Here is a 23,148-nt window from a genome sequence, read left to right on the forward strand (position 1 = left end):
AATATGAATTTCATAATTCGTGATAGCAATGGCGGACTTTGATCTCCGCGCGCTGGAAATCTTCCGCACCGTCGCGCACGAAGGCAGCGTGTCGTGCGCCGCGCAGAAGCTGAACCGGGTGCAGTCCAACGTCTCGACACGGATCAAGCAGCTTGAAGAGCATCTCGGCAAGGCGCTGTTCCTACGCCACAACCGTGGCCTCACGCTGACGCCGGACGGCGAAGTCCTGCTCGCCTATGCCGACCGGTTGCTTCAACTTTCGACCGAGGCGTCCGAGGCGATGAAGAAGGGCGTCCCGCGGGGTGTTTTTCGCATCGGCACGATGGAAAGCACCGCGGCGGCGCGGCTGCCGGCAATCCTGTCGCGCTACCACGCGCTCTACCCGGAGGTCCGGATCGAGATCGAGACCGACGTCGCACGCGGGCTGACCCGGCGTCTGCTCAATCACGACATCGAGGTCGCGTTCGTCGCCGAGCCGGTCGCGTTCGACCGGCTGCGGACCCGCGGCGTGTTCGAGGAGAGCCTGGTTCTGGTCGCGCCGCCTTCCCTCCCGCCGCTCGATCAGCCGAGCGAGATCAGCGGAAAAACGATCGTCGCCTTCGAAGCGGGCTGCGCCTACCGGCGCTATCTGGAGGACTGGATCCTTGAAGCCGGCATCGTGCCGGGGAACATCCTGTCGGTCGGCTCCTACCTCGGCATCCTGTCCTGCGTGGCGGCCGGCGCCGGATACGCTGTGGTGCCGCAGTCCGTGCTCGATACGGTCTCGCTGACGGGCGCCATTCGGTGCTATCCCCTGCCCGGCAGGTTTTCCCGCATCACCACCCTGGTCGCCTGGCGCGACGACTATCGCTCGGTCAATTTCGATGCGCTGCTCGATCTGCTACCGGAACATGATCCGGGCCGTCTTCCTCTCGTTAAGAATGACACCGCAGAGCCCTAGTATTGGCCGCGTCAGCGACCGCCGCCGATCGTCGCTGCCGGCCGGAGCGAAAACGGAGAGTCGGGGCGTTGCGGAGAAATCCGTCCGCTGACGTGCTTCGGGTCCAGCGCTCGGCGGGGAAGATATCTCCGCGCCACGGTCCTGCGGACCGTTCCGGTCGATATGACGGGGAGAAGGGTCGGGGAACTCTGGGCCCTGCACGCCGCAGCGGGGCTCGCTCTACAGGAACGGCAGTTCGTCCCGCGTGTAGAAGAACGCGCGGAAGACCATGTTGACGTCGAAGCCCATCACGGTTTCGCCGAAGACCGGGTTGATGAATTCCCATACGGTCTCGCCCTCGGGCGTCACCTGGAAGATGCGGCCGCGCACGCCCTCGCAGATCAGCGTGTTGCCGCCGGGCAGCCGGACCGCGCCGGAAATCTGCTGGCTGTAGAAGTTGAACGGCGGCGTATCGACGTATTCCCAGACGATCTCGTCGGTCCGCGGGTCGATCTCGAACACCCGGCTGTACGGCAGCGTGCCCATCCAGCGCCGCTGGGTGCCGTTGTCGTAGACCAGCAGGTTGCCGTTGGGCAGCGGCCGCGGATCGTGCTGGCCGCCCATCTGGGGCACCCGGTAGCGCCAGATCACCCTGCCGCTCGCCTTGTCGATAATGCCGATGGTCGAGGTCGCGCGCATCGAGAACACCACGCGGTCGTCGCCGAGCGGGGCCACGGTGTTGCCATGAGTCCATTCCCAGCGCGGCTCGCTGTCCGACAGGCGCTCCAGCTCCGGGTCGAGATGCTCGATCGCGCGCCAGCGCCAGATTTCCGCGCCGGCGGCATCGACCTCGATAATCATGTCGGCATACATGCCCTTGCCGTCGGGCGGCGGGTGGCCGCCGTGGATGCGCTTCTCCAGCTCGTCCGGCATCTTTTCCAGCGACAGGTAAAGCGTCGTGCCGGCTTCGGTGCGGCGCTGGTCGTGGTGGTGCATCGGGTCGACATGGCGCCACAGGACAGTGCCGTCCGGCTCGACCTCGCGGATTTCGCCGCCCTTGAACGCCTTCCACAAGGTGAAGATGTCCCAGGTCGCATCCTCGATCTTGGCGCCGTAGAGCAGGTTGCTGTTGGGCAGCAGGTCGCCGTAGAGGCCGGGCCGCCGGTCGTGGGTCCATTCGTGGACGGTCTCGCCGTCCATGTCGATCAGCAGGGTGCGGCCCGGCCCGCCGAGCGGCGTGTAGAGCACATAGCCCTGTTCGGCCTTGTCCCGGTTGTGGCCGGTGACGCCGGTGCGCATGGTCCGGCGGACGACCTGCTGGTCGAAGGAAGGCGGCATGGAATTCTCTCCTGCTCGGCCGGGTCCGGTTCGGGCTGTGCTCGCCGGGTAATGCTCTTGCAAACGATAATCAAGCGGTTTACCCGGCGGCGTATCGCAGTTAAGCGCCGGAAGAAGAGGGAACGATGGCTGGAAACGGGTTGCTGGACGGAAAGGTGGCACTGGTCACGGGCGCCGGGCGCGGCGTCGGGCGCGACATCGCACTGCAAATGGCGGCACAGGGCGCCGCGGTCCTGGTCAACGATCTGGGCGGATCGGCAACCGGCGAAGGCGCCTCCGGCTCGCCGGCGATGGAAGTCGTCCGGGAGATCGAGGCTGTCGGCGGCCGGGCCGCCGCCAACACGGACAGCGTCGCCAGTTTCGCCGCGGCGCAGGGAATGGTCGACCAGGCCTACGAGGAGCTCGGCGGGCTCGACATCGTGGTCAACAACGCCGGCATCCTGCGCGACGCCATCTTCCACAAGATGACGGAGGACGACTGGGACAGCGTCATCTCCGTGCATCTCAAGGGCAGCTTCAACGTCGCCCGGGCCGCCGCCACCGTGTTCCGCGGCCAGGAAAGCGGCGCGATGGTCCACATGACGTCGACAACCGGCCTGGTCGGAAATTTCGGGCAGGCCAACTATGCGGCGGCCAAGCTCGGCATCGTCGGTCTCTCGAAATCGGTGGCGCTCGACATGCGCCGCTTCAACGTCCGCTCCAACTGTATCTCGCCCTTTGCCTGGAGCCGGCTGATCGGCACAATCCCGACCGATACGGCCGAACAGCAGGCCCGGGTGGCGAAGATCAAACAGATGGTCCCGGCCAAGATTGCGCCGGTTGCCGTGGCGCTCGCGTCCGACCGGGCGAAGGACGTCACCGGCCAGGTGATCGCCGTGCGCAACAACGAGATTTTCCTGATGAGCCAGTCGCGGCCCCTGCGCTCGGTCCAGCGCGGCGAGGGCTGGACCGCCGAGGCGGTGCTGGACCACGCCTTCCCGGCGATGCAGGCGCATTTCTATCCGCTCGAGCGCACCGCCGACGTGTTCAGCTGGGACCCGGTGTAGAGGCCCGGCGATGGTTCTCGACCCGCAGAAAATCCTCAACTGGCCGTTCGAGCCGGTCGAGCAGACCTATACGGAGCGGGATACGATCCTCTACGCGCTGGGCTGCGGGCTGGGTATCGATCCGCTGGACGAGGACCAGCTGCGCTTCGTGTTCGAGGAGCCGGAACTGCTGACGCTGCCGTCGATGGCGGCGGTGCTGTCGCCGCCCGGCTTCTGGGCGCGCCACCCGGACGCGGGAATCGACTGGGTGCGCATCCTGCACGGCGAGCAGGCGATGGAGATCCACAGGCCGCTGCCGGCCGCGGCGACGGTGGCGGCGACGGCGAAGGTCACCGATATCGTCGACAAGGGCCCGGACAAGGGCGCGCTGCTGTTCGTCGAGCGGACGGTGCGGGACGTGGAAAGCGGCGACGACCTTGCGACCCTGCGTTCGACGACCTTTGCGCGCGGCGACGGCGGCTGCGGCGGCACTACGGAGACCGCGCCGCCGCCCCATCCGGTGCCGGACCGCGCGCCGGACCTGGTCTGCGACCTGGCGACGGCGCCCAACAGCGCCCTGATCTACCGCCTGTCCGGCGATCCCAACCCGCTGCACGCCAGCCCGTCGGTCGCACGTGCCGCCGGCTTCGACCGGCCGATCCTGCACGGCCTGTGCAGCTGGGGCGTGGCCGGCCACGCCATCCTCAAGTCTTGCTGCGGCTACGACCCGGAACGCATCCGGTCGATGGCGCTGCGCTTCTCGGCGCCGGTCTATCCGGGCGAGACGATCCGCACGGAGATGTGGCGCGACGGCAATATCGTCTCCTTCCGGGCCCGGGTTGCGGAAAGGGATGCGGTGGTGCTGAACAACGGCCGGGCGGAGATCGCCGCCTGACGGACAGTTTCGAGCGCCGCCGCGACGTGTGCCTCTGTCCGGCTCACACAGCGACCGGCAGGGTGGCGAGACCGCGGAAGCGGGCGCGGCCGTGGAAGCGGCTCGGCCCGTCGCGCCGCAAGTCGGGGAAGCGCGAGACCAGCTTGCCGATCGCGACCCGGCCCTCAATCCGGCCCAGCGTGTTGCCCATGCAGACATGCTTGCCGGTGCCGAAGGCGATCTGCGGGTTGGGATTGCGGCCGATATCGACATTTTCCGGATCGTCGAAGACCTCGGGATCGCGGTTGGCGGCGGCGACGCCGCAGTGGATGAAGGTGCCGGCCGGCAGGGCGATACGCCGGCCGAGCGGTCCGAACTCGACATCCTCCATCGCCTTGCGGTTGCCGATCTGCAGCGGGCTCTGGTAGCGCAGCGCTTCCTCGACCGTTGTTGAGATCAGGTCCGGATCGTCGCGCAGCCGCTGCATCTCGCCGGGATTGTCGAGCAGCATGTCGATGCAGTTGCCGACGAGGTTGGCAGTCGTTTCGTGGCCGGCGTTGAGCAGGAAGATGCAGTTCTGCACCAGTTCGACCGGCGACAGCTTCTCGCCGTCAACCTCGCCGAATATCAGCGCTGCCAATACTTCGCCCTGGGCGCCCGATGCGGGCTCGATCCGCCGGTCGGCGATCAGCGCCTCCAGCATGGCGCCGAATTCCCCGACCGCGTCGTGGCCGGCCTGCATCTTCTCCGGCGACACCACCGGGTCGAGCGCACCGAGGATCAGCGTGGAGAAATTGTGCAGCCGGTGGCGGTGCTCTTCCGGGATGCCGAGCATGAAGGAGATGATCGCCGTCGGCAGGGCGAGCGCGTAATCCCCGATCACGTCGAAACGGCCCTGCGCCGCCACGCGCTCCAGCAGGTCGTCGATCACCTCGTGGATCAGCGGCTCCAGCTCGCCGATCTTGCGCGGCGTGAAGGCCGCCGCCAGTAGCCGGCGCACCCGGGTGTGGATCGGCGGGTCGTTGAAGACCAGGCTGGTGGTGTGATGGGTGTAGAGCGGCCCGTCGCCGAACCTCGGCTTGAAATCGACCTTCTTGTCCGAACTCATCGCCGGATGCTTGAACGACTGCACCACGTCTTCATAGCGGGTCAGCAGCCAGGTGCCGTCCGGGTTGCGGTGGACCGGATCGTGCGCGCGCAGCGCCCGGTACATCGGAAACGGATCGTCCAGGAAATCCTGGCCGATGGCGCTGAGATCGAAGGATTGCGCAGCGGCGCGATCGGGCATGGCAGCGGTCATCCCGCCGCGTCGCAGGTCTTCGTCGGCAGGCCCGGCCCGCCGGCGCGCGGGCTGCGGCGCTCGAACAGCACGACGTCGTGCCACACGCCATCGAGATGGCCGTAACGCTCCCGGTAGCCGACTTCGCGGAAGCCGCATTTCCGGTGCAGCGCGATGCTGGGCAGGTTCTCGGCCATGATCTGCGCCTGCAGGGTCCAGTAGCCGTCCGATTCGGAGGCCTCGATCAGGCCTTCCAGCAGGGCGGTTCCCGCGCCCGCTCGTTGCGCGTTTTCGCTGACATAGACGCTGACCTCAGCGACCCCGGCCGCGCCTCATGTGTCGGGCGCCGGCATGAGCGCCGCCCAGCCGACCGTGCGGCCGTCGCCGTCCCGGGCGACGAGCCTGCCAACGCGCAGGTGGCCCTTGTTCCAGGCCTTCCAGCTCGGCGGGTTCTTCATGAAGGCGGCAATGCCGGTCTTCAGCCCCGCGCGATAGATGGCCCGGACCTCCGGCCAGTCGCCGTCCTGCATCGCGTCGACCGCGATCATCGGACTAACCGCCGGTCACGCTCATATGGCGGCTGACGGCCGGGGCGGTGCGGCGGCGGTCGATGACGAAATCGTGGCCCCTGGGCTTGCGGGTTATCGCCTCGCGGATCGCGGCGTCCAGCAGATCGTCGCCGCCGCTCGCCCGCAACGGCGCGCGCAGGTCGGCGGCGTCCTCCTGCCCCAGGCACATATAGAGCGTGCCGGTGCAGGTCAGCCGGACCCGGTTGCAGGATTCGCAGAAATTATGGGTCAGCGGCGTGATAAAGCCGAGCCGCCGGCCGGTCTCGCGGACCGTCCAGTAGCGCGCCGGGCCGCCGGTGGCATAGTCGCTCTCGTCCAGCGTCCAGCGTTCCTTCAGCCGCGCGCGCACCATCGAGAGCGGGAAGAACTGGTCGACCCGGTTGGCGGTGCCGACATCGGCGCCGATCTCGCCCAGCGGCATGACCTCGATGAAGGTGAGGTCGAAGCCCTCGTCTCCCGCCCATTCGACGAGCCGGTGCAGTTCGTCTTCGTTCACCCCCTTGAGCGCAACCGTGTTGATCTTGACGGCGAGGCCCGCGGCCTTCGCTGCGGCCAGCCCCTCCAGCACCTTCTCCAGCCTGCCCCAGCGCGTGATCGCGGTGAACTTCTCCGGATCCAGCGTATCGAGCGAGACATTGACCCGGCGCACCCCGGCGCGCACCAGCGCCTCGCTGTGTTTGGCCAACTGGCTGCCGTTGGTCGTGAGCGTCAGTTCGTCGAGCGCGCCCCCGTTGCGACCGTCCGGATCCAGCAGCGTGCCGAGCCGCTCGATCAGCGTCATGACCCCGCGGCGGACCAGCGGCTCGCCGCCGGTCAGGCGCAATTTGCGCACGCCGAGGCGCACGAACGCCCGGCACAGCCGCTCCAGCTCCTCGATCGACAGGACCTCCGATTTCGGCAGGAAGGTCATGTCTTCGGCCATGCAGTAGACGCAGCGGAAATCGCACCGGTCGGTGACCGAGACGCGCAGATAGGTGATCGCCCGGGCGAACGGGTCGATCAGCGGCGCGGACTGGGGAAGGGTGCGAACGTCGTCCGGCATCGGCCTTGGTGGCAGTCGGGGCAGCGGTAAGGGGCAGCGGTCGGGATACCCGATTGCGATGTAGACCGTCCGGCCGCGCGCGGCAACCGCGGGACGGATGCTGCGCAAGGTTTTGCAACCGTGCCCCGGGCCGGTCGGATTGCCCGCCCGGCTTGCCTGCCGCGCGCCGGGTGCGCATGTTTGCGCCATGACGCCCGAACACCGCGCGCAGCCATGAACCGCCCCGCACCGGCCAGGCCGGCCGAAGCGGCCGGAGACACGGGCCGCATCGTCCTGCCGGACCCGGGCGATCCCGCGCTCTCGGAGGCCGTTGCCGGCATCGACGAGACCGGTACGCCGGTCGAAACGCGGGTCGCGGTGGAGCGCCCGCTCACCCTGTTCCTGAACCGGCAGGAAATCGTCACCGTAATGACGATCGGCGACCGGCCGGACTGGCTGGCGGTCGGCTACCTGAAGAACCAGCACATGCTGCGTGACGACGACCGTATCGTCGCCATCGAGCATGACGCGGATCTCGGCGCCGTCGTGGTCCGGACCGAACGGGAAACCGACTACGAGGAAAAGCTGCAGAAGAAGGTCCGGACCTCGGGCTGCGCCCAGGGCACCGTGTTCGGCGACCTGATGGAGAATTTCGAAGGCATCGCGCTGTCGCGGAGCGCGCGCATCCGGACGTCCTGGCTCTACACCCTGATGAAGGCGATCAACACCACGCCCAGCCTCTATCTCGCCGCCGGCGCGATCCACGGCTGCGTATTGTGCCGCGAGGACCGGGTGCTGCTCTACATGGAGGATGTCGGGCGCCACAACGCGGTCGACAAGATCGCCGGCTACATGGCGCTGCACGGCATCGAACCCGACGACAAGATTTTCTATACGACCGGCCGGCTGACCAGCGAGATGGTTATCAAATGCGTCCAGATGCGCATCCCCATCCTGGTTTCGCGCTCCGGCTTCTCGGCCTGGGGCGTCGACCTCGCCCGCGAGGCCGGTCTCACCCTGATCGGCCGGGCCCGCGGCAAACGCTTCGTGGCGCTTTCGGGCCAGGAGCGGATCGTCTTCGATTCGGACGATTGAGCGCATTGGCGGCCGGATTGTCCGGGCGCAGCATCCGCTCTCGATTTGCTTGAAACGATTGAGGATCGGAATTCCAGATGAAACCGGTTTGCCTCATTATCGGCGCCGGCGCGGGCATCGGCGGCAACGTCGGCATCCGCTTTGCCCGCGCCGGATACCATTCCGTTCTGTGCCGCCGCAGCGATGCGGTGGGCTTGGAAAAACTGGTCGACACCATCGAGAGCGAGGGCGGCAGCGCCTCGGGCTTCCTGCTGAACGCCGTGGAACCCGGCAGCATCGAGGAGCGTATTGCCGCCGTCGAGGCCGACATCGGCCCGATCCAGGTCGCGATCTACAATCTGGGCGCCCAGATCGGCGACCGTTCGCTCGCCGACACCAGCGAGAAGGCCTTCGAGATGGGCTGGCGCCTCGCCACCTTCGGCCTGTTCCGCACCGCGCGCGCCGTCTGTCCCCTGATGGCGGACCGGGGCTCCGGCACGCTTCTCGCGACGTCGGCCACAGCCTCCGTGCGCGGCAACAAGGGCCAGCACAGCCATGCGGCGGCGATGGGCGGCCGGCGCATGCTCTGCCAGTCGCTCAACGCCGAGTTCGGCCCCAAGGGCATTCACGTCGCGCATATCGTGATCGACGGCGCGGTCGATGCGCCCGATACGCTGGGGCGGATGCTCGGCCCCGAAGCGTTTCAGAAGCTGCGCGAAACCCGCGGCATGGAACACGACGGGCTGCTGCTGCCGGCCGAAGTCGCCGAGACCTACTATCACCTGTCGCAGCAGCACCGGTCCGCCTGGACGCACGAAATCGACCTCCGGCCGTTCTCGGCGCTGCCCTGGTGGAACCATTAGCGAGGGGCACGGCGATGAAACTGTATATGGTGCCGCTGGCGCCCAACCCGACCAAGGTCATGCTCTACATCGCCGAGCGCGCTGCGGCGGGCGCGGAGTTGCCGATCGAGCAGGTTATGGTGAACACGCTCAAGGGCCGCCACAAGGAGCCCGAGCATCTGGCGCGCAACCCGTTCGGCACCCTGCCGGTGCTGGAGCGCGAGGACGGCTCGCACCTGATCGAATCGCTTGCCATTATCGAATATCTGGAAGACCGGTTTCCCGACGGTGCGCTGCGCGAGCGGGATGTCGAACGCCGCGCGCGGTCCCGCGAAATGGAACGCGTCGTCGATCTGCGCATCGCCGCGCCGATGTCGAACTATGTCCACGCAGCCAAATCGCCGCTCGGGCTGCCGCCGGATCCGGAGGCGGCTGCGGCAATCGAAAAGGGCCTTCAAGCTCCTCTCGATTATCTCGAAACGTCGCTGGAGGACGGGCGCCCATTGCTGACCGGAGCACGCGCCGCCATCGCCGACTGCACGATGCAGGCTGCGCTCCAGTTCCTCCGTTTCATCGACGCCGACCTGCTCGGCGACCGCCCGAACCTGCGCGCCTGGGACGCCCGCTACCGGGAGCGGCCGGCTGCGCAGGCGGTTCTGAAGTGGTGACCGAGGCCGGATCGTTTACAATTCATACGGGAAAATTGCTTGTTTTCCACATAATATGACGCTATTCTCCGTTAGAATTTGCAGCAAATCGGAAATGTCATGGCACTCGCGCAATATGCGGAAAACGGTTTGTTCGCGCCCAGGAAAATCGCGGTAGCGCTGCGCACCACGAGCGACGAACTGGCACGTACCGTCGGTCTCGGCCGGGATGCCGTCCAGCGTAAAGATCGGATTCCCTCGGCCAGGACCCAGCGGCGCCTCCGCGAGATGGTCGAAATCGTCAACAAGGTCGAGCCGCGCTTCGGATCGGCGCTAATCGCCTACGCCTGGTTCCGTTCCGAACCGCTGGCCGGTTTCGGCGGTCAGACGGCCATGCAACTCGTCCGCGCCGGCCAGGCGGACCGGGTTCTCGACTATATCGACGCCGTCGACGCCGGCGTCTACGCGTGACGGAATACCGCCACCGCGGCCTCCTGTATCGCGCACTCAACCCCGTTTTCGCCGGCGAGCCGCTGTCGGGCCGCGGGGCGGAATTGTATGGCGGGCGGTTCAACCGGAAGGGAACGGCAGCCCTCTATACCGCCCTTTCGCCCGAGACGGCGATCCGCGAAGCGAATCAGGTCGGACACCTCCAGCCCACGCTGCTGCTGGCCTACGACGCCGATATCTCTCCGATATTCGATACGCTCGATGGAGCCGCCCTGGCTGGGTGGTCGATGACAGCCGACGCCTTGGCCGATCCGGACTGGCGGCGCAAGATGGCCGACGGGGAAAAAGTGCCGACTCAGGAGTTCGCAGTGCAGCTTGCCGAAGACGGCTATGTCGGCCTGCTCGTTCGCAGTTTCGCGCCGGGCACGACGCCCGATCACCTCAATGCGGTGCTCTGGCGTTGGAATACTGGCGGAAGCGACCGGCTGTCGCTGATCGACGACGAGAAACGCCTTCTCTCCTGAGAAAAAAGGGCCCGGCGGTGAGCCGGGCCCTTCTCGTGTCGCTCGGGAGCGGGGCGCTTATTTCGGCAACGAGCCCTCGACGCCCTGGACGTAGAAATTCATGCCGGCGAGCAAGCCGTCAGACGCTTTCTCACCCGCTTTCAGGAACGGCTTGCCGTCCTGTTTGTTCAGCGGTCCGGTGAAGGGATGGAACTTGCCGCTGGCGATGTCGGCCCGGACTTTCTCGGCCTGCTTCCGGACGTCGGCCGGAATACGCTCGTTCACGCTGGCGATGTTCAGCATGCCGGCCCCGATGCCGCCCCAGGTGTCGGTCGACTTCCAGGTGCCGTCCATCACCGCCTTGACCCGCGCGACAACGTACGGGCCCCAGTTGTTGACCGCGGCAGCCAGCTGGGCCTTGGGCCCGAAGGCCTTCATGTTCGAGGCCTGGCCGATGGCGCTGATGCCGCGCTGTTCGGCCAGCTTCATGGCGGCCGGCGAATCCGTGTGCTGGAAGATCACGTCGGCGCCCTGGTCGGCCAGCGCCTTGGCGGCGTCGGCTTCCTTGCCGGGATCGAACCAAGTGCTGACCCAGACGATCTTGAACTTGACGTTCGGGTTGACCGACTTTGCACCGAGGTAGGCGGCGTTGATACCCCTCACGACTTCCGGAATCGGGAAGGAGGCGATGTAGCCGATCGTGTTCGACTTGGTCATCTTGCCGGCGATCACGCCGTTGACGTAGCGGCCTTCGTAGTAGCGGATGTTGTAGGTCGCGACATTCTTCGCCCGCTTGAAGCCGGAACAGTGTTCGAATTTGACCTTCGGGAACTGTTTGGCGACCTTGATCGTCGGGTTCATGAAACCGAAGGAGGTCGTGAAGATGATACTGTGGCCCTGCTGGGCGAGTTGGCGGGTCACGCGCTCGGCGTCCGGGCCCTCGGGCACGTTCTCGACATGGGTGGTTTCCACCTTGTCGCCGAAGGCCTTTTTCACCGCCAGCAGGCCCTGATGGTGCTGGTAGCTCCAGCCGTGATCGCCGATCGGGCCGACATAGACGAAACCGACCTTCATTTTCTTGGCCTGGACGGCGGCCGGCGCTGCAACGAACGCAGCGGCAGCCAAAGCGGCCACGGCGAGCCTGGTGAACGATTGATACCTCATCGGGAGCCTCCCTTTATCTGGTTGAAACGTTTGAGGTTGCGGATCGGCGGCTCAGGTCGCCGCGCGGAAGGGCTGGGTCAGACAGGCCGGTGCATTCAACTTCACCTTCAGCCGGTCGCTGGAAATGATCACGAGGACCGCGATGGTCGCCAGATAGGGGAGCATCGATAGATACTGCGCTTCCACCTCGACCCCGAACCCCTGGCTGTGCAGCTGCAGAATCGTGATCCCGCCGAACAGATACGCGCCGAGCAGGGCCCGGCCCGGTCGCCATGCGGCGAAGACGACAAGCGCCAGCGCGATCCAGCCACGCCCGGCGGTCATCCCCTCCGCCCAGAACGGCGTTTGTACCACAGACAGATAGGCCCCGCCCAGACCTGCGCAGGCGCCGCCGAACAGCAGGGCGAGATAACGGTAGAACACCACCGGATAGCCGATGGCGTGGGCGGCGTCGTGGTTTTCCCCGATCGCGCGGATAATCAGCCCGCCGCGCGTCTTACGGAAAAACCAGGAGACGCCGACGACAAGCAGGATCGAGAGGTAGACGAGATAATCCTGGCCGAACAGCAGCTTGCCGATCAGCGGCAGGTCGCTCAGCACCGGCAGGTCGAGCCGCGGGAAATTGCCGGCGGCCTTGCCCGAATAATCCTGCCCCCACAGGGCGGCGAGGCCGAGGCCGAACATGGTGAGCGCCAGCCCGGTCGCGACCTGGTTGGCGAACAGGGTCTGGGTGAGGAAACCGAACAGCAGCGCCATCATCGCGCCGGCGGCGAGCGCGGCGACCACGCCGGCAAGGTAGTTTCCGCTTTCGATCGTCACCGAGAACCCGGCAATCGCGCCGACGATCATCATGCCCTCGACGCCGAGGTTCAACACGCCGGACTTCTCGACCACCAGTTCGCCGATCGCGGCGAACACCAGCGGCGTCGCCGCGATGATAATGCCGAGCAGGATGTTGACGACCAGTTCCATGCCACCCTCAGCCGTGAACCGTGCGCGGGATCCAGCGCACCCGCGAGCCGACCAGCACGTCCATCGCCAGCAGGAAGAACAGCAGCATGCCCTGGAACACCCGGGTCGTCGCGCTCGGCAGGCTCATGGCGATCTGCGCCGCCTCGCCGCCGATGTAGGTGAGCGCCATCAGGAGGCCGCCGAGCAGGATTCCGAACGGATGCAGGCGGCCGAGAAACGCCACGATGATCGCGGTGAAGCCGTAGCCGATCGGCAATGCCGGCACGAGCTGCCCGACCGGCCCGGCCGCCTCGGTCGTGCCGGCCAGACCGGCGAGCGCGCCCGAAGTCAGCAGGCAAATCCAGACGATGCGCTTTTCCGAATAGCCGGCGAAACGCGCCGCCAGCGGCGCCTGGCCCTGCACCTTGATCTGGAAGCCCAACAGGTGCCGTTCCATGAACAGCCAGGCGACGGCGACGGCCAGCAATGCCAGGATGAAGCCGACATTGGCGCGGGTGCCCTCGACCAGGACCGGCAGGATCATCGACTCGCTGAACAGGCGGCTCTCCGGGAAATTCAGCCCTTCCGGATCGCGCAACGGCCCGTGCACCAGCGCGCTCAACAGCAGGATCGCGACATAGACCAGCATCAGGCTGGTGAGAATTTCGTTGGCGTTGAACCGGGTGCGCAGGAAGGCCGGGATTGCCGCCCAGGCCATCCCGCCCAGCATGCCGGCGATGCACATCAGCGGCATGATCCAGAGGCCGGCCGTTTCGTGCAGCGCCAGGGCGACGCTGCCGCTGGCCAGCGCGCCGATGACGAACTGGCCTTCGGCGCCGATATTCCACACGCCGGCCCGGAAGCCCATAGCCAGCCCGGCGCCGATCAGGATCAGCGGCGTCGCCTTCACCGTGAGTTCGGCCAGCGCATAGGTCTGCGTCAGAGGTTCGAAAAAGATCAGCCAGATCGCCCGGAACGGGTCCTTGCCGAGGATGGCGAACAGGACGAGGCCGGCCAGGATGGTGAGGACGACGGCAAAGACCGGCGTCAGCACCTGCATTGCCCTCGATGGCTCGCGCCGCGGCTCCAGCCTAAGCATGAGCCGGCTCCGCCGATCCCGCTGCATCTGTCCGGCCGCGCGGCTGTCCGCCCATGCGCAGGCCGATCTGCTCGATCGTCAGGTCGTCGACCGGATCGGCTGCCGACAGCCGGCCGTTGGCGATCACGGCGATGCGGTCGCTGATCGCGAACAATTCGTCGAGGTCCTGGGAGATGACGAGGACCGCGGCCCCGTCGCGAGCAAGCTGGATCAGCGCCTCCTGGATGAAGGCGGCGGCGCCGGCATCGACCCCCCAGGTCGGCTGCGAGGCGACCAGCACGCCCGGCTCCTGCATGATCTCCCGGCCGACGACGAATTTCTGCAGATTGCCGCCGGACAGGCTGCGCGCGGCGTGATCGATGCCTGCCGTCTTGACGCCGAACCGGTCAACGACATCGCCGGCGTAGCGGGCGGCGCGTGGCAGATTGAGAAAACTGTTGCGCGACAGGTCCTTGCGGACCCGGGCGGACAGGATGACGTTTTCGGTCAGCGACATGTCCGGCACGGCGGCGTGACCCAGCCGTTCCTCCGGCACGAAACAGATGCCCGCCTTGCGCCGGCCGTGCGGCGGGAGGTGGCCGATCGGCCGACCGTCCAGCTCGATCGCATCGGGCCGCCCGGCGAGCGTTTCGCCGATCAGGGCCGACATCAGCAGGGTCTGTCCGTTACCGGCCACACCGGCGATCCCGACGATTTCGCCCGCCCGCACCTCCAGCGCAATGTCGTCCAGGTCCGTGCCGAATGGCGTGTCCGACGCCACCGACAGGTTGTTCAGTCTGAGCCGTGTATCGCCGGGCGTCCGGCGCTCGGCCGCCGGCGCGCTGAGCGTCTCGCCGAGCATCATCTCGGCCAGGCTGCGGGCGGTCTCCTCGCCCGGCGTGCAGGTCGCGACGACCTTGCCGCCGCGCAGGATGGTGGCGTGGTCGCACAGGGCGCGGATTTCCTCCAGCTTGTGCGAAATATAGAGGATCGAACAGCCCTCTCCGGCGAGCCGGCGCAGGGTCTCGAACAGGACCTCGACTTCCTGCGGCGTCAGGACGGAGGTGGGCTCGTCCATGATGATGAGGCGCGGGTTCTGCAGCAGGCAGCGCACGATCTCGACGCGTTGGCGCTGGCCGACCGAAAGATCGCCGACCATGAGATCCGGGTCGAGCCGCAGGCCGTAGCGGGTCGAAACCTCGACGATCCGGCCGCGCAGATCGCCCTTCGCCAGCTCCGGCGCCATGCCGAGCGCGATGTTCTCGGCGACCGTCAATGCCTCGAACAGCGAAAAGTGCTGGAAGATCATGCCGATGCCTTCGGCGCGCGCCTCCGACGGACGGTGCGGTGCAAAGGGCTTGCCGCGCAATGTCATGGCGCCGGCGTCGGGCCGCAGCACGCCGTAGATGATCTTCACCAGGGTCGACTTGCCGGCGCCGTTTTCGCCGAGCAGCGCATGGATTTCGCCTTCGCTCACGCTGAACGAGATGGCGTCGTTCGCCAGGACGCCGGGAAACGCTCTGGTGATGCCGTCGAGTTGGAGAAGAGGCTCAGGCACGCCGTTCATCCGCCCCGCTTACGGCGTCCGCCGAGACGAGTCGATGCAGAAGCTGTGCGGCGACCGTGACGGCAATGGTCGCAGGGTCTTTGCCCGGAATGCCGGAAATGCCGATCGGGCAGGTCAGCCGGGCCAGCGCCGGCTCCGCGATTCCCGCGTCGCGGAATCGTTTGAAGAAGCGCGCCCGCTTGGTCTCTGAGCCGATCAGCCCGGCGAAGCCGAAGCGGTTGCCGGCGAGCAGCGCGTGGCAGATGTCGTGGTCCATGGCGTGGGAATAGGTCAGGACCAGATGGAACGCATCGTCCGGCGCCGCCGCGGCGATTTCGGCCGGCTCGCGCGACACCAGGCGCCGGACCCCGGCCGGAACGTCCCGCGGAAAGCGCGCCTCGTCCGTGTCCACCCAGGTGACGGCGAAGGGCAGCCCGTCCAGCGCCCGTACGACGGCGCGGCCGACATGGCCGGCGCCATACAGGAAAAGCGGCTTCCCCGACGGCTCGACGGGATGGAGCAGCCAGCGGTCTTTCTCTGGCGGGGTCAGCACGGTCGCGCGGGGCGCCTGGCCCGACAGGATCTCCGCGGCGGGTTTCGCGGCCGGGAAAGGCAATGACTTCGCCGCCCGCCGGTCGGCAACGATCTCGACGGGCGAACCGCTCGACACCGGATGCAGGACGATGCTGCCGGCCGGCGCCGGCGCCGGAATTAGCGCAAGTTCCGCCGCGCCGATTCGTTCGTAGAGCAGCCGTACGAAACCGCCGCAGCACTGTTCCAGGTCCGGCCCCAGGGGATAGTCGCGCAGGTCCCGCAGCCACAGCGCGCGCGGCGCGGCCAGAATTTCGCGGGCCCTCTGCGTGGCCTCCCATTCGAGACGGCCGCCGCCGATGGTGCCGGACTGTCCGTCGCCGTCCACGAGCATCCAGGCGCCGGGCTCCCGGGGCGCGGAGCCCTCGGCGGTCGCGACGATCACCGAGACCAGGCCGCCGCCGGCCCCGATCCGCTCGCGGACGGCATCGAGCCAGGCCGCGGTCACGCCGCCGCCTCCGACACGCCGACAGGGGCGTTCGCGCGCACCCGCTCCACGGCGAACAACACCCGCTCCGGCGTCGCCGGCGCGTCGAGGAACGGATATATCTCGTATCCGCCGACGCTTGCCACGGCATCCGACAGGGCCATCAGCGCCGAAATTCCGAGCATCAGCGGCGGCTCGCCGACCGCCTTGGAGCGGTAGATTGTGTCCTCGACATTCTCGCCGCGGTCGAACAGGCGGATGTTCATGACCGGCGCCCGGTCGGAACAGGCCGGGATCTTGTAGGTCGACGGCGCATGGGTCATCAGCCGGCCCCGGTCGTCCCACACCAGTTCCTCGGTTGTGAGCCAGCCGGCGCCCTGCACGAAACCGCCCTCGATCTGGCCGAGGTCGATGGCCGGGTTCAGGGACTTGCCGACATCGTGCAGGATATCGACTCGCAGTAGCCGGTTCTCCCCTGTCAGCGTGTCGATCGCGACCTCGGTGACCGCCGCGCCGTAGGCGCAATAGAAAAACGGCCGGCCCTGGGCCGTCGCCTTGTCCCAGCGGATTTTCGGCGTGGCGTAGAAGCCGGTGGCCGACAGCGACACCCGGGCGGCATAGGCCTTGCCGATCGCCTCGTCGAACGGCAGGGATTCGCCGCCGATATGAATGCGGCCGGCCTCGAAGCGGACGTCGGCCGGTTTTGCCTGGTACTGCCCGGCCAGAAATTCGGCGAGCCGGCGCTTGATCTTGCCGACCGCCTCCCGGGCGGCCATGCCGTTGAGGTCGGAGCCGGAGGAGGCCGCAGTCGCCGAGGTGTTCGGCACCTTGCCGGTCGTCGTCGCGGTGATCTTGACCCGGTCGAGATCGACCTGGAATTCCGAGGCCACGACCTGGGCGACCTTGACGAACAGGCCCTGGCCCATTTCCGTGCCGCCGTGGTTCAGGTGGATCGAGCCGTCATTGTAGACATGGACCAGGGCGCCGGCCTGGTTCAGCGTCGTGTTGGTGAAGGAGATGCCGAACTTGACCGGGGTCATCGCGATGCCGCGTTTCAAGACGGGGCTCCCGGCATTCCACTCGCGGATTTTCGCGCGCCGTGCCGCATAGTCCGAGGTGCCGGAGAGTTCGGACCAGATGTCCGAAATGATGCAGTCTTCCACTAGCATGCCGTAGGGCGCGATTTTGCCTTCGTCGCCCGCCTGATCCTTGTGCGGATAGAAATTGACCGCCCGGACCTCGGCCGGGTCCATGCCCAGGGCCGCGGCGATGTGGTCGATGACCCGTTCCATGCCGATCATGCCCTGCGGCCCGCCGAAGCCGCGGAAGGCCGTGTTGGACTGGGTGTGCGTCTTGCAGCGGTACGAGGTGATCCGCGCGTTCGGCAGGCTATAGCAGTTGTCGGCGTGGAACATCGCCCGGTCGGCGATCGGCCCCGAAAGGTCCCAGGACATGCCGCAGCGCAGCGCCTGGTCGAATTCGATGCCCAGAATGCGGCCCGTACCGTCGAAGCCGGCGCGGTAGTCGATCCGGAAATCGTGGCGCTTGCCGGTGAGGATCATGTCGTCGTCGCGGTCGTAGACGCATTTCGCCGGCCGGCCGGTCAGCCGCGCGGCCAGCGCCGCCGCCGCGGCAGGCAGGTTGCCCTGGCTCTCCTTGCCGCCGAAGCCGCCGCCCATCCGGCGCACCTCGACCGTCACCGAATGGTTCGGCACGTCCAGCACCTTGGCGATCGTGTGCTGGATTTCGCTCGGATGCTGGCTCGAACAATGGACGGTCATGTCCTCGTCCTCGCCCGGCACGGCGAGCGCCGCCTGGCCTTCGAGATAGAAATGCTCCTGGCCGCCGATCTCGATCCGGCCCTCGACGACGTGCGGCGCGCTGGCGATTGCTGCCGCCGCATCGCCCTTCGCCATCGTATAGGGCGGTTCGAGCAGGCTCTCCGCCGCCATCGCATCCTCGATGGTGAGCAGCGCCGGCAGGTCGTCGTAGTCGATTTCGGCCTGCGCCGCGGCGGCCCGCGCCTGTTCGACCGTCTCCGCGGCGACGCCGAACAGGGACTGGCCGAAATATTCGACAACGGCGGCCGGGAAGAGCGGATCGTCGCCGGCCATCGGGCTGACATCGTTGGCGCCGGGGATGTCGCCGGCGGTCATCACCGCCGCGACGCCGTCGCCCGCCCGAACCGCCGCCAGGTCCATCGAGACGATCCGGGCGTGGGCCCGTTCGCTGCGCGCGAGATAGACCTGGAGCGTGCCCGGCGGCTCCGGGATGTCGTCGGTGTAGATCGCCGTGCCCGAGACATGTTTGACCGCGCTGTCGTGGACGCGCGCCGCCCGCACGCCACCCTCGATGGCCGGTGCGGCCCTGGTCGCGTCCCCGACAGCTTCTGGGGTCGGGAGTTCGGTCATGCGAAGGCCGCCTCCCGGCCGGCCAGCCGGGTTTCCCTCAGGGGGCGCCCGCTCTCGTGAAAATAGCGCCGCAGCAGGTTCTGCGCCGCCAGCAGCCGGTAGCCGGCGGAGGCGCGCATATCGTCGATCGGCGTGAAATCCTCCGCGAAGGCCGGCAGCACCGCCGCCACAGTTTGTTCGGTCCACGGCCGGCCCAGCAATGCGGCCTCGACCGCGGCCGCCCGCTTCGGCGTCGCCGCCATGCCGCCATAGGCGATGCGGACCCGCGTGACCGCGCCGTCTTCGATGCGCAGGTTGAAACAGCCGCAAAGCGCAGAAATATCCTGATCGAAGCGCTTCGAAATCTTGTAGCACTTCAGCTCTTCCGGGCCGGTATCGAGCGGAATCTCGACGGCCTCGACGAACTCGCTCGGCTGCCGGTCCTGCTTGCCGTAGTCGAGAAAGAAGGCATCCAGCGGCAGGCGCCGCCGGGTGTCGCCCTTGCGCAGGACCAGCGTTGCGCCGAGGGCGATCAGGGCGGGCGGGCTGTCGCCGATCGGCGAACCGTTGGCGATATTGCCGCCGATGGTCCCGGCATTGCGGACCTGGCGCCCGCCGAAGCGGCGCAGCAGTTCGCCGAAATCCGGCCAGCGTTCGGCGATCGCTTCGTAGGCGCCCGTACAGGTGACGCCGGCGCCGATGCGCAGGGTGTCGCCGGTCACGGTCAGTTCGTTCAGCGCGCCGACCCGTCCGATATCGATCACCGTGTCGAGCCGCCGGTGCTGCTTGGTCACCCACAGGCCGACATCGGTCGCGCCGGCGACGATGGTCGCGTCCGGATGCGCCGCGCAGAGCGCCGACAATTCATCGAGCGTGGTCGGCCCGTACCAGCGCTGACCGCCGTGTTCGTAGGCAAGCGCGCCCCGATCCGCCGCATCGTGAAGCTGCCGGGCGCTGTCGGTCGCAGCGGCGCCTTCGCCGTTTGCCGGGCGCGCGCCGTTCAGCGCGAGCGTTGCGTCGACGATCGGCCCGTAGCCCGTGCACCGGCAGAGGTTGCCGGCCAGCAGGTCTTCGACGCTGCGCTTGTCCAACGGTTCGTTCTCGAGCCAGGCGGCGTAGGCCGACATCACGAAACCGGGCGTACAGAAGCCGCACTGGGAGGCGTGGCAATCGACAAAGGACCGGGGCACGGGATGAAGCTCGGCCGCGTTCGGCACCGTTCCGGCGCCGTTGCTCAGCCCTTCGACGGTCGTCACCGACCGGCCGTGCATCATCGGCAGGAACAGGATGCAGGCGTTCGCTGCCCGATGGCGCAACGTGTGGCGGAGCGCGCCGTCATCCCCCGGATCGCCGAGCACGACCGTGCAGGCGCCGCAATCACCCTCGGCGCAGCCTTCCTTCGTGCCGGTCAGCCCCTTGTGGCGGCGCAGGAACTGCAGAAGCGTGGTGGTCGGCGGAACGTCCGAGACCGTCTCCACCGCGCCGTTCAGCAGGAAGGTGATCGGCTGCGCCATGCGCCTCAGCTTCCGCGATAGGTGGAATAGCCGTAGGGCGAAATCAGCAATGGCACATGATAATGCTCGCCCGGCGCGGCAATGCCGAACCGGATAATCACCGCGTCCAGAAACGCCGGATCGGCCAGCGTCACGCCGCGCGCCCGGAAATAGGCCCCGGCGGCGAAGGCGAGCTCATAGACGCCGGCCGTGAAGGCGTCTCCGTCCAGCAATGGCGCATCGCAGCGGCCGTCGCTGTTGGTGACGGTTTCGGTGAGGCGCACCGGCCCGCCGGGCTCCAGCCGGTCCAGCGTCACCGCAATGCCGGCGCCGGGGCGGCCGGCGCTGGTATCCAGAACATGGGTGGTCAATCGGCCCATAAGGGCGGGTCTCCCTGAAGCCTAGTCCGAAACTAGAGCCGATTTGCCCCTGCAATACAATCGGGCAATACAATCGGCTAGTGTGCGCCGAACGCCACAGGAAACCGGCTCAACCCATGCTTTCGCCCCGCCCGTCGACCCTGGACCGCGCTGCCTTCATCGAAACCTATGGCGGCATCTACGAACATTCGCCCTGGGCTGCGGCGGCGGTGTTCGACGGGGGCCTTGGAGCGGCGGACGACGATCCGGAAACGCTGGCCGGCCGGATGGCGCGGGTCGTCGATGAGGCAGACGACAGTGTCAAGCTGGCCCTGCTGCGCGCCCATCCGGAGCTTGCGGGCAGGCTGGCGATGGCCGGCAACCTGACCGCGGAATCGACCGCCGAGCAGGCGTCTGCCGGCTTGGACCGCTGCACGCCGGAAGAGTTTGCCGAATTCCACGCGCTCAACGAGCGCTACACCGCCCGCTTCGGATTTCCGTTCATCATTGCGGTGCGCGGCTTGAGCCGGCAGGACATTCTCGACGCCTTCCGCAGCCGCGCCGGCAACGACCGGGAAACCGAATTCGCGACGGCCCTGCGGCAGGTTCACCGCATCGCCCGCCTGCGCCTGAAGGCGATGGAGGGGTAGCGGCCCTGCCGGCGGCGGTGCGACGCGACCTTACTTCCGGTTCATGAAATCCCGTATCGCCATTGCGAGCTTTTCGGGAGCTTCCTCCGCCAGGAAATGTCCGCAGTCCTCGAACTCGTGCAGTTCGATATCGGAAAGCGCGGCCTTCCACCGGTCGAGTTCCTTCTTGCGGAACGCGATATCCTTGTGTCCCCAGAAAATGAGCGCGGGCTTGTCCGCGAAAGCCGCGCGCTCGCGCCAGATCGATTCGAGCCACGCTCCCGCACCGACGATGTAACCCGGCAGGGCCGCGTTGGCGGCGCGGGCATCGGGCGACGGCTGGGCATGGCGATAGTGCGCCATGATTTCCGGCGTCAGCACTGTCCTGTCGCCGACCGCCTTCGGCATCACCCTGTTCACGAATATGTTGTGGCGCCTGATGAGATATTGCCCGACCCAGCTCGACATCAGAGAGCTGAAGGCCCTGAAATGAAAGTCGTCGCCGACCGGCCAGCACCAGGTGTTGGCGATGACCAGCCGCTTGACCCGGCCCGGATGCCGGCGCGCGAATTCGAGACCGATCGGGCCGCCCCAATCGGTCATGAACAGGGTCAGGTCGCGCAGGTCGAGATGGTCGAGCAGGGCGGCGAACCGGTCGGCATGGCTTTCGGGGTGGTGGTCTTCGCGCCGGCCGCTGCGCGACGACAGACCGAAACCGATATGGTCCGGGGCAATGCACCGGAACCCGGATCGTAGCCCTGCGATCAGATGCCGGAATTCGAACGACCAGGCCGGATTGCCGTGCACGAAGACGATCGGCGCGCCTTCGCCCTGGTCGACGAAATGCATCAGGTGCCCCGACGGGGCAGCGAAGAACCTGCTTTCAAACGGGTATAGATCGTCGGACACCCAGTCCGGGCGAACGCCCGTCACGGTTCGGTCCATCGTTGTGTCACCGTGGTTCCCGACTGCCCGTCCAGCCTGCTGTGCGGGAGCGCCCGCCCGACCGGAGCCGGCCGCCGTAGCGCCCTGCACGCCGGGAAGCGATACGGCGCCACGGGAAACCGCCCGGATGCTGTATCGGCAGAGGCTTCAACCGGCGTACAGGGCTTCGAGCTTCGCAAGGCATCCGGTCCAGCCGCGCACATGTTCGTCGCGGGCCTCGGCTTGCGAAAACCGGGAATGCGTGAGGGTGAGGCGCGTCGCGCCGTCCGACTCCGGCTCAAGCTCGACGGTGACCAGAGATTCGACGTCGCTGCCCTCCCAGCGCCAAGTGTGCACCACGCGGCGGTTGGGCACGACCTCCCGATAGGTGCCGCGGGTGAGCCATGTCTTGCCGTCCGTTCCGCGCATCTCGACGAGAAACGTCCCGCCGATCGTGGTTTCGGCGATCGCACGGGCGACCGCGGTATCGCCGGGAGCCAGCCACTGGCGCAACAGATCCGGATCGGTCCACGCGGCGTAAACCGTTTCGACCGGCGCGGCGATGATGCGATGAAGCGTCAGGTAGATGTTTCCGTCGTCCGGCCTGCGCCCTGCGGTATCGCCGGCGCCCGTTCGGGTTTGTCCGGGATTTGGCACGCCCGGATCGGGATCGGTCATTGCGGTTCGCCCGTCGTGCCGGAGAGAGTGCCGACCAGCGCATCGAGCGCGTCCAGCCGGCCGGTCCAGAAGCGTTCGTGGAATTCGAGCCAGGCAAGGGCGTCGTTCAGGGCGGCAGGATCGATCCGGCACACCCGTTCCCGCCCCCGTGCTTCGCGTGTCACGAGGCCGGCGCGTTCGAGCACGCCGAGATGTTTCGACACCGCGGCGAAGGACAGCGGAAGCGGCTCGGAAAGCTGGCCGACCGTCGCTTCGCCCGCCGCCAGGCGATCGAGGAGCGTCCTGCGCGTGGGATCGGCAAGCGCCTGGAAGACCAGATCGAGGTTTTGTTCAACCATACGGTTAAATATATCGCCTTTCTGGTATAACATTCAACC

At 67.3% G+C, this 23,148-nt stretch carries 24 protein-coding genes and 1 pseudogene; 9 read left to right on the forward strand and 16 right to left on the reverse strand.

The window, feature by feature from the left end; translation table 11 throughout:
• Positions 1–28: 28 nt before the first annotated feature.
• Entirely contained in the window at positions 29–940 is a 912-nt protein-coding gene (locus OXM58_18450; protein MDE0150343.1) for a LysR substrate-binding domain-containing protein, read from the forward strand.
• A 219-nt stretch (positions 941–1,159) separates the two neighbouring features.
• Here OXM58_18450 and OXM58_18455 read toward each other — a convergent pair whose 3' ends face one another.
• Positions 1,160–2,257, reverse strand: coding sequence for an aryl-sulfate sulfotransferase (locus OXM58_18455; GenBank protein MDE0150344.1), 1,098 nt, complete (start codon positions 2,255–2,257; stop codon positions 1,160–1,162).
• 125 nt (positions 2,258–2,382) lie between these two features.
• Here OXM58_18455 and OXM58_18460 point away from each other — a divergent pair, with 125 nt between their 5' ends.
• A complete protein-coding gene (locus OXM58_18460) occupies positions 2,383–3,303 on the forward strand; it encodes an SDR family oxidoreductase (protein ID MDE0150345.1) in 921 nt (306 codons plus the stop codon).
• A gap of 10 nt (positions 3,304–3,313) precedes the next feature.
• The gene (locus OXM58_18465) at positions 3,314–4,177 is read left to right on the forward strand and encodes a MaoC/PaaZ C-terminal domain-containing protein (GenBank protein MDE0150346.1); all 864 of its coding nucleotides are present in this window, start codon (positions 3,314–3,316) and stop codon (positions 4,175–4,177) included.
• A 43-nt stretch (positions 4,178–4,220) separates the two neighbouring features.
• Here OXM58_18465 and OXM58_18470 read toward each other — a convergent pair whose 3' ends face one another.
• From OXM58_18470 to moaA, 4 genes and pseudogenes are all read right to left on the reverse strand, one after another.
• The gene (locus OXM58_18470) at positions 4,221–5,444 is read right to left on the reverse strand and encodes a cytochrome P450 (GenBank protein MDE0150347.1); all 1,224 of its coding nucleotides are present in this window, start codon (positions 5,442–5,444) and stop codon (positions 4,221–4,223) included.
• 8 nt (positions 5,445–5,452) lie between these two features.
• Positions 5,453–5,740 (reverse strand): annotated as a pseudogene (locus OXM58_18475) (GNAT family N-acetyltransferase).
• Positions 5,741–5,767: 27 nt separating this feature from the next.
• Positions 5,768–5,983 carry a hypothetical protein gene (locus OXM58_18480; GenBank protein MDE0150348.1) on the reverse strand — a complete coding sequence of 72 codons (216 nt, stop codon included), beginning with the start codon at positions 5,981–5,983 and terminating at the stop codon, positions 5,768–5,770.
• Positions 5,984–5,987: 4 nt separating this feature from the next.
• On the reverse strand, positions 5,988–7,046 hold the full coding sequence (gene moaA / locus OXM58_18485; GenBank protein ID MDE0150349.1) for a GTP 3',8-cyclase MoaA: 1,059 nt from the start codon (positions 7,044–7,046) through the stop codon (positions 5,988–5,990).
• 213 nt (positions 7,047–7,259) lie between these two features.
• Between moaA and OXM58_18490 the strand changes: the two genes are divergently transcribed.
• From OXM58_18490 to OXM58_18510, 5 genes are all read left to right on the forward strand, one after another.
• Entirely contained in the window at positions 7,260–8,120 is an 861-nt protein-coding gene (locus OXM58_18490; protein ID MDE0150350.1) for a formate dehydrogenase accessory sulfurtransferase FdhD, read from the forward strand.
• Between the two features lie 77 nt (positions 8,121–8,197).
• On the forward strand, positions 8,198–8,962 hold the full coding sequence (locus OXM58_18495; GenBank protein ID MDE0150351.1) for an SDR family NAD(P)-dependent oxidoreductase: 765 nt from the start codon (positions 8,198–8,200) through the stop codon (positions 8,960–8,962).
• A gap of 14 nt (positions 8,963–8,976) precedes the next feature.
• A complete protein-coding gene (locus tag OXM58_18500) occupies positions 8,977–9,609 on the forward strand; it encodes a glutathione S-transferase family protein (GenBank protein MDE0150352.1) in 633 nt (210 codons plus the stop codon).
• Between the two features lie 99 nt (positions 9,610–9,708).
• The gene (locus tag OXM58_18505; GenBank protein MDE0150353.1) at positions 9,709–10,059 is read left to right on the forward strand and encodes an MbcA/ParS/Xre antitoxin family protein; all 351 of its coding nucleotides are present in this window, start codon (positions 9,709–9,711) and stop codon (positions 10,057–10,059) included.
• Positions 10,056–10,562 carry an RES family NAD+ phosphorylase gene (locus tag OXM58_18510; protein ID MDE0150354.1) on the forward strand — a complete coding sequence of 169 codons (507 nt, stop codon included), beginning with the start codon at positions 10,056–10,058 and terminating at the stop codon, positions 10,560–10,562. The genes OXM58_18505 and OXM58_18510 overlap by 4 nt, the downstream gene beginning before the upstream one ends.
• A 57-nt stretch (positions 10,563–10,619) precedes the next feature.
• On the opposite strand, the gene OXM58_18515 is transcribed toward OXM58_18510, so the two are convergent.
• Genes OXM58_18515 through uraH form a run of 8 tightly spaced genes read right to left on the reverse strand, consistent with a single transcriptional unit; the run spans position 10,620 to position 20,561 of the window.
• Positions 10,620–11,705: a BMP family ABC transporter substrate-binding protein gene (locus OXM58_18515; GenBank protein ID MDE0150355.1), complete on the reverse strand. Its 1,086-nt coding sequence runs from the start codon at positions 11,703–11,705 to the stop codon at positions 10,620–10,622.
• A 51-nt stretch (positions 11,706–11,756) separates the two neighbouring features.
• Complete coding sequence (locus OXM58_18520) at positions 11,757–12,677, reverse strand: ABC transporter permease (protein MDE0150356.1); 921 nt, start codon at positions 12,675–12,677, stop codon at positions 11,757–11,759.
• A 7-nt stretch (positions 12,678–12,684) separates the two neighbouring features.
• Complete coding sequence (locus OXM58_18525) at positions 12,685–13,755, reverse strand: ABC transporter permease (protein MDE0150357.1); 1,071 nt, start codon at positions 13,753–13,755, stop codon at positions 12,685–12,687.
• Complete coding sequence (locus OXM58_18530; GenBank protein MDE0150358.1) at positions 13,748–15,301, reverse strand: ABC transporter ATP-binding protein; 1,554 nt, start codon at positions 15,299–15,301, stop codon at positions 13,748–13,750. Before OXM58_18530 ends, OXM58_18525 begins: the two co-directional genes overlap by 8 nt.
• Complete coding sequence (xdhC, locus tag OXM58_18535) at positions 15,285–16,319, reverse strand: xanthine dehydrogenase accessory protein XdhC (protein ID MDE0150359.1); 1,035 nt, start codon at positions 16,317–16,319, stop codon at positions 15,285–15,287. The genes OXM58_18530 and xdhC overlap by 17 nt, the downstream gene beginning before the upstream one ends.
• Positions 16,316–18,709 (reverse strand): xanthine dehydrogenase molybdopterin binding subunit, encoded by a 2,394-nt coding sequence (gene xdhB, locus OXM58_18540; GenBank protein MDE0150360.1) that lies wholly within the window; start codon positions 18,707–18,709, stop codon positions 16,316–16,318. The genes xdhC and xdhB overlap by 4 nt, the downstream gene beginning before the upstream one ends.
• Entirely contained in the window at positions 18,706–20,202 is a 1,497-nt protein-coding gene (gene xdhA / locus OXM58_18545) for a xanthine dehydrogenase small subunit (protein MDE0150361.1), read from the reverse strand. Before xdhA ends, xdhB begins: the two co-directional genes overlap by 4 nt.
• A 5-nt stretch (positions 20,203–20,207) precedes the next feature.
• Entirely contained in the window at positions 20,208–20,561 is a 354-nt protein-coding gene (uraH, locus tag OXM58_18550) for a hydroxyisourate hydrolase (GenBank protein ID MDE0150362.1), read from the reverse strand.
• Positions 20,562–20,677: 116 nt separating this feature from the next.
• On the opposite strand from uraH, the gene uraD reads away from it, so the two are divergent.
• Complete coding sequence (gene uraD, locus OXM58_18555; protein ID MDE0150363.1) at positions 20,678–21,190, forward strand: 2-oxo-4-hydroxy-4-carboxy-5-ureidoimidazoline decarboxylase; 513 nt, start codon at positions 20,678–20,680, stop codon at positions 21,188–21,190.
• A gap of 30 nt (positions 21,191–21,220) precedes the next feature.
• Here uraD and OXM58_18560 read toward each other — a convergent pair whose 3' ends face one another.
• The 3 genes from OXM58_18560 to OXM58_18570 form a co-directional block, all read right to left on the reverse strand.
• Positions 21,221–22,114, reverse strand: coding sequence for an alpha/beta fold hydrolase (locus OXM58_18560; GenBank protein MDE0150364.1), 894 nt, complete (start codon positions 22,112–22,114; stop codon positions 21,221–21,223).
• A gap of 147 nt (positions 22,115–22,261) precedes the next feature.
• The gene (locus OXM58_18565; protein ID MDE0150365.1) at positions 22,262–22,771 is read right to left on the reverse strand and encodes an SRPBCC domain-containing protein; all 510 of its coding nucleotides are present in this window, start codon (positions 22,769–22,771) and stop codon (positions 22,262–22,264) included.
• Positions 22,768–23,109, reverse strand: a complete 342-nt coding sequence (locus OXM58_18570; GenBank protein MDE0150366.1) for a metalloregulator ArsR/SmtB family transcription factor — start codon at positions 23,107–23,109, stop codon at positions 22,768–22,770. The genes OXM58_18565 and OXM58_18570 overlap by 4 nt, the downstream gene beginning before the upstream one ends.
• Positions 23,110–23,148: the final 39 nt, after the last annotated feature.

This window comes from Rhodospirillaceae bacterium, assembly GCA_028819475.1.
Lineage (GTDB): Bacteria > Pseudomonadota > Alphaproteobacteria > Bin65 > Bin65 > Bin65.

Bases quoted from the DNA above. Each gene is read 5' to 3' on its own strand.
- OXM58_18450 (MDE0150343.1), top strand. From the start codon at position 29: ATGGCGGACTTTGATCTCCGCGCGCTGGAAATCTTCCGCACCGTCGCG.
- OXM58_18530 (MDE0150358.1), bottom strand. From the start codon at position 15,301: ATGAACGGCGTGCCTGAGCCTCTTCTCCAACTCGACGGCATCACCAGA.
- OXM58_18495 (MDE0150351.1), top strand. From the start codon at position 8,198: ATGAAACCGGTTTGCCTCATTATCGGCGCCGGCGCGGGCATCGGCGGC.
- OXM58_18500 (MDE0150352.1), top strand. From the start codon at position 8,977: ATGAAACTGTATATGGTGCCGCTGGCGCCCAACCCGACCAAGGTCATG.
- xdhA (MDE0150361.1), bottom strand. From the start codon at position 20,202: ATGGCGCAGCCGATCACCTTCCTGCTGAACGGCGCGGTGGAGACGGTC.
- OXM58_18570 (MDE0150366.1), bottom strand. From the start codon at position 23,109: ATGGTTGAACAAAACCTCGATCTGGTCTTCCAGGCGCTTGCCGATCCC.
- OXM58_18490 (MDE0150350.1), top strand. From the start codon at position 7,260: ATGAACCGCCCCGCACCGGCCAGGCCGGCCGAAGCGGCCGGAGACACG.
- OXM58_18455 (MDE0150344.1), bottom strand. From the start codon at position 2,257: ATGCCGCCTTCCTTCGACCAGCAGGTCGTCCGCCGGACCATGCGCACC.
- OXM58_18565 (MDE0150365.1), bottom strand. From the start codon at position 22,771: ATGACCGATCCCGATCCGGGCGTGCCAAATCCCGGACAAACCCGAACG.
- OXM58_18465 (MDE0150346.1), top strand. From the start codon at position 3,314: ATGGTTCTCGACCCGCAGAAAATCCTCAACTGGCCGTTCGAGCCGGTC.
- moaA (MDE0150349.1), bottom strand. From the start codon at position 7,046: ATGCCGGACGACGTTCGCACCCTTCCCCAGTCCGCGCCGCTGATCGAC.
- OXM58_18460 (MDE0150345.1), top strand. From the start codon at position 2,383: ATGGCTGGAAACGGGTTGCTGGACGGAAAGGTGGCACTGGTCACGGGC.
- xdhB (MDE0150360.1), bottom strand. From the start codon at position 18,709: ATGACCGAACTCCCGACCCCAGAAGCTGTCGGGGACGCGACCAGGGCC.
- uraH (MDE0150362.1), bottom strand. From the start codon at position 20,561: ATGGGCCGATTGACCACCCATGTTCTGGATACCAGCGCCGGCCGCCCC.
- OXM58_18520 (MDE0150356.1), bottom strand. From the start codon at position 12,677: ATGGAACTGGTCGTCAACATCCTGCTCGGCATTATCATCGCGGCGACG.
- OXM58_18505 (MDE0150353.1), top strand. From the start codon at position 9,709: ATGGCACTCGCGCAATATGCGGAAAACGGTTTGTTCGCGCCCAGGAAA.
- OXM58_18480 (MDE0150348.1), bottom strand. From the start codon at position 5,983: ATGATCGCGGTCGACGCGATGCAGGACGGCGACTGGCCGGAGGTCCGG.
- uraD (MDE0150363.1), top strand. From the start codon at position 20,678: ATGCTTTCGCCCCGCCCGTCGACCCTGGACCGCGCTGCCTTCATCGAA.
- OXM58_18470 (MDE0150347.1), bottom strand. From the start codon at position 5,444: ATGCCCGATCGCGCCGCTGCGCAATCCTTCGATCTCAGCGCCATCGGC.
- OXM58_18560 (MDE0150364.1), bottom strand. From the start codon at position 22,114: ATGGACCGAACCGTGACGGGCGTTCGCCCGGACTGGGTGTCCGACGAT.
- OXM58_18525 (MDE0150357.1), bottom strand. From the start codon at position 13,755: ATGCTTAGGCTGGAGCCGCGGCGCGAGCCATCGAGGGCAATGCAGGTG.
- OXM58_18515 (MDE0150355.1), bottom strand. From the start codon at position 11,705: ATGAGGTATCAATCGTTCACCAGGCTCGCCGTGGCCGCTTTGGCTGCC.